Consider the following 4,652-nt stretch of genomic DNA (forward strand, 5'->3'; position numbering starts at 1 on the left):
CTGATGGACGCGGGCGTTACCATCAACCGTCCACCGCGCGACGGCCACATGGCGTTCGTCCGCTCACCCGACGGGATCTCGATCGAACTGCTGCAGAAAGACGGCGCGCTGGCCCCGGCCGAGCCGTGGGCATCGATGCCCAATTCGGGTGAGTGGTGATGCTCGAGATCGTCCCCGTCCCGGCCTTCTCCGACAATTACATCTGGATGGTCCACGATGCCGACAGCGGCGAGACCGCGGTGGTCGATCCCGGCGACGCCGCCCCGCCGCTGGCCGAAGCGACCCGCCGCGGCTGGACCATCACCCAGGTCTGGAACACGCACTGGCACCCCGATCACACCGGCGGCAATGCCGCGGTCAAGGCGGCGACCGGTGCCAAGGTGTCCGGCCCGGCGGCAGAGACGATCGGCGCGCGCGATGTCGCGCTGGCCGAAGGCGATACGCTGCGCATCGGCAGCCACGATGGCCGGGTGATCGAAATCCCCGGCCACACGCTCGGCCATATCGCGCTGGTCTTCGAAGATGATCGCATTGCCTTCGTCGGCGACACCCTGTTTGCGATGGGGTGCGGACGGCTGTTCGAAGGCACCGCTCAACAGATGCACGCGTCTTTGCAGCGGCTGGTCGCACTGCCGGAAGAAACCGCGCTTTATTGCGGGCATGAATATACGCTCGCCAACGCGCGCTTCGCTGCGCACGCCGAGCCCGACAATCCGGCCATCGCGGCACGTCTGGCCGAGGTCGAGCAGATGCGCGCTGAGGGCCAAGTGACGCTGCCCACGACGGTCGCTTGCGAACGCGCAACCAACCCCTTCGTGCGCGCTTCGGACTGGCAGGAATTCGCGAGGCTTCGAGCGGAAAAAGACAGCTTCCGTTAAGCTTCGCGAGCGCTCATGGGTTCGACACGCACATCATAGGAGGTTTGCGATGCGCAGCATGTCTTTCCTCCTGCTGACCGCGGCGCTGGGCGCCTGCGCGGTCGGCCCGCAGCCCGGCCGCACCGCCGAAGCCGAAGCTCATCTCGACAAGTTGCTTGCTGGCAAGGTGGCCGGACGGCCGATATCCTGCCTCCCGCACTACCGCGCCAACGACATGATCGTGATCGACGATAGCACGGTCGTCTTCAAGAATGGCCGGACAGTCTATCGCAACGACTTCCAGGGCGGAACCTGCTCGAATCTTGGCCGGGGCCACTACGCGCTGGTGACGAGGACCAGTGGCAGTGGCTTGTGTCGCGGCGATATCGCCGACGTTCGCGATCTAAGCGCCGGCATTGGCGTGGGAACCTGCGTGTTGGGCGATTTCATTCCGTACACCAATCCGCGCAGCTGACGGCGCCAGGAGGTTTGCATGCGCAGCTTGTCTCTGCTTATCCTGACTGTAGCGATCGGCGGTTGTGCCCCGGTCCAGCCGGTCGAGCGCAGCCCGCAAGCCGACGCTCACCTCCAGTCGCTGCTGGCCGGCAGAACGGCGAGTCCGCCAATCTCGTGCCTATCCGATTATCGCTCCAACGACATGGTCGTGATCGACGACAGCACTGTCCTGTTCCGCGACGGCAGGACGGTTTATCGCAACGATTTCCAGGGCGGGTCCTGCAATCATCTGGGCAGCGGCTTCTTCGCCCTGCTGACCCGGAGAACCGGTGGGATCGGGCTATGCCGAGGCGATATCGCGGAAGTGATCGATACCGGCACGGGCATGACGGTCGGCAGCTGCGTGATCGGTGACTTCGTGCCGTATACCAAGCCGAGCCGCTAAAGCCTCCGCTCGCTATTTCCCGTAGAGCGAGTCGAGCCGCTCGCCGTAAACTCGCTTGAGCACGTGGCGGCGGATTTTCATTGACGGCGTCAGCTCTTCGTTCTCGATCGTGAACGGGCCGTCGGCGATAATGAAGCGGCGCACCCTTTCGAGAATCGACAATTCCGCATTGACCCGGTCGACCGCTTTCCCAAGCATCTGCTGCAAATTGGCCTCGCCGGCATAATCCGCTTCGGGGACCAGCAGCGCGACGAGGTGCGGGCGGCTATCGCCGACGACCATCGCCTGGGCAATCTCCGGCTGAAGAGTCAGCATGCCCTCGACCCGTTGCGGCGAAACATTGTCGCCCTTGTCGTTGACGATCAGATCCTTCTTGCGGTCGGTGATCACGATCCGGCCGCGCTCGTCGAGGTGGCCGACGTCGCCGGTCGCGAGCCAGCCGTCCTGGAGCACCCGCGCGGTTTCCTCGGGATTGCGCCAATAGCCGTGCATCACGAGCTCGCCGCGGATCATGATCTCGCCGTCCTCGGCAATGCGCACTTCGTCGCCTTTGACTGGGGGGCCAAAGGTATCCATGCGAATGCCGGCGCGGGGTCGGTTGCAGCTGATCACCGGCCCGGCCTCGGTCTGGCCGTAGCCTTGCAGCAAGGTCAGGCCGAGCGAGTGGAAGAACAACCCGACCTCGGGATTGAGCGGCGCGCCGCCGGAGACCATGGCCTTGATTCGGCCGCCAAATTTCCCACGAACCTTGCGTCGAAGAGTCAGAGACAGAATTCCACTCATGGGCAGATCCCACGGCTTGATCCTGCCGCGATAGTGATCGGAACCGATCGCCAGCGCGCGCTTCAGCAAATAGTCGGAGACGCCGCCCTTCTCGACGGTCTTGAGGATCCGCATTCGCAGCATTTCAAACAGGCGCGGAACGACCACCATGATCGTCGGCCCGACCTCCTCGATGTTGGCGGCCAGTTTCTCGAGGCTCTCGGCATAATAGATCTGGGCGCCGAGCCCGACCGGGAAATGCTGCCCGCCCGAATGCTCGTACGCGTGACTGGCTGGGAGGAACGACAGGAACACTTCGTCGTCCCAGCCGAAGTCGGTCGAGATGATATCCGCGCAGCCGGCGATGTTGGCGAGGATCGCGCCATGGTGCTGCTGCACGCCGCGCGGCGCGCCGCCGGTGCCGCTGGTGTAAATGATGCAAGCGAGGTCCTCGCGCTTGACCGCCTTGAGGCGATGCTCGAGCGCCAGCCGGTCCGGCTCACCGACAATCAACTCATCCCAATGGTGATAGGTGGCTTCGTCGCTGACCTGGCCGGTGCGGATGTCCTCGATGCCAATGATGTGGTGGCAGTCGGACGAGAACAGCACCGCCGGAACGAGCGTCCTGGCCAGTTTCTGGTTGGAAACAATCACCGCCTTGGCCCCCGAATTGCCGAGGATATGGGTGTGATCGCGCGTGGTATTGGTGGTGTAGGTCGGGACCGTGACGCAGCCGGCGGCCATGATGCCGAGGTCGGCGATCAGCCATTCGGGCCGGTTTTCGCTGACCAGCATCACCCGGTCGCCGGGCTCGAGGCCCATGCGCATCAGGCTTTCGGCCAGCGCCGCCACTTGCCGCGCCGCCTCGCGCCAGTTGACCGCCTGCCAGCTGCCGTCGCGCTTGGCCCACAGGAACGGCCGGTCGCCTTTCTCGGCCGCGCGGGCCAGGAACATCGAAACGAGATTGGGAAAATGCTCGAGCTGGCGGGCTGTCATCCGGTCACTCGCTTACCGCCGCGCCTTCGCTGCGGGGATCGGTGGCGCCGATCCAGCGGCCTCCCGCCCGCTCGATAGCGTTGCCTTTGAAGGTCATCGGCGGCCTGAAGTCGATCTTGGCGTGGCCAAGCGCGCGAAGCTGCGGCGCCATCGGTTCGAGGAACGTGCCCTGTTCGAGATAGACCGTGTCGCCAGGCGCAAACAGCGTCGGCAATGCAATCGCCTGCTGTGCGGTTAGCTTCCAATCGATCACGCCGATGATCGCCTTGGCGACCTGGGCGATGATCGTCGCTCCGCCCGCCGCGCCAAGCGCGAGCCGGACGCGACCGTCGGGTCCCCAGACGATGGTCGGGCTCATCGCGCTGCGCGGGCGCTTGCCGCCCTCGACGCGGTTGGCGATCGGGCAATCGAGTTTCGTGGGGACAAAGCTGAAATCGGTCAGCTCATTGTTGAGATAATAGCCGTTGACCATCAGCCCCGAGCCGAACGCGCTTTCGATCGTCGAGGTTTCGGAGGCGACGTTGCCCCAACGATCGACCGCAACGAAGTGCGACGTGCCCCTCTCGGGCTGGGTAATACGCGGGCAAGCGGCGATGGTTGCGCCCGGCGGCACGCCGGCGTCAGCAGCGGCCAAGGTGCGGTCGACCGCGATCAGTGCCGAGCGCTGGTCGAGATAGCCGGGATCGATCAGCCCGGTCACCGGCACGTCGACGAAATCGGGATCGGCGAGATATTTGTCGCGGTCGGCGTAAGCCAGCCGCATCGATTCGGCGATCAAATGCCAGCTGGCCGGATTATGCGGGCCGAGCGCAGCGAGGTCGAAGCGCTCGAGCTGCTTGAGGATGGCGAACACCGTGGTCCCGCCCGACGACACCGGGCCCATGCCGCAGATGCGGTAGCCGCGATAATTGCCGCACACCGCGGGGCGCGGCTTGGCGTCGTACGATGCGATGTCGCCGACCGTCATCGGAGACGGGTTGTGCGCGCTGCCATTCACCGTCGCGGCGATGGCTTGCGCGTTGGGGCCGACGTAGAAGCTGTCGGGCCCGCGCTGCGCGAGCTGCGCAAGAAAACCGGCCAGCGCGGGATTGCGGATGATCGTGCCGACCGGCAGCGGATGGCCGTCCCGTCCGAAA

The 4,652-nt window shown here is 65.1% G+C and carries 5 protein-coding genes and 1 pseudogene; 4 read left to right on the forward strand and 2 right to left on the reverse strand.

Going from position 1 to position 4,652, the window contains the following annotated elements; genetic code table 11:
• The 4 genes and pseudogenes from RMO25_RS02855 to RMO25_RS02870 all read left to right on the forward strand — a co-directional run.
• Window positions 1-159 (forward strand): annotated as a pseudogene (locus tag RMO25_RS02855) (VOC family protein); the annotation flags it as partial.
• Window positions 159-878, forward strand: a complete 720-nt coding sequence (gene gloB, locus RMO25_RS02860; protein ID WP_309661099.1) for a hydroxyacylglutathione hydrolase — start codon at window positions 159-161, stop codon at window positions 876-878. The pseudogene RMO25_RS02855 and the gene gloB, both read left to right, overlap by 1 nt.
• Before the next feature lie 49 nt (window positions 879-927).
• Window positions 928-1,332 (forward strand): hypothetical protein, encoded by a 405-nt coding sequence (locus RMO25_RS02865; protein ID WP_309661100.1) that lies wholly within the window; start codon window positions 928-930, stop codon window positions 1,330-1,332.
• Between the two features lie 18 nt (window positions 1,333-1,350).
• Window positions 1,351-1,758, forward strand: coding sequence for a hypothetical protein (locus RMO25_RS02870; protein WP_309661101.1), 408 nt, complete (start codon window positions 1,351-1,353; stop codon window positions 1,756-1,758).
• Between the two features lie 12 nt (window positions 1,759-1,770).
• Here the strand turns inward: RMO25_RS02870 and RMO25_RS02875 are convergent, their stop codons facing one another.
• Together RMO25_RS02875 and RMO25_RS02880 are read right to left on the reverse strand one after the other, a co-directional pair.
• Window positions 1,771-3,516, reverse strand: coding sequence for a long-chain fatty acid--CoA ligase (locus tag RMO25_RS02875; protein ID WP_309661102.1), 1,746 nt, complete (start codon window positions 3,514-3,516; stop codon window positions 1,771-1,773).
• Between the two features lie 4 nt (window positions 3,517-3,520).
• Window positions 3,521-4,652: gamma-glutamyltransferase (locus RMO25_RS02880; protein ID WP_309661103.1), on the reverse strand; the 1,132-nt coding region annotated here is incomplete at its 5' end.

The organism is Sphingomonas sp. (genome assembly GCF_031361285.1).
In the GTDB taxonomy this organism is placed as follows: domain Bacteria; phylum Pseudomonadota; class Alphaproteobacteria; order Sphingomonadales; family Sphingomonadaceae; genus Sphingomicrobium.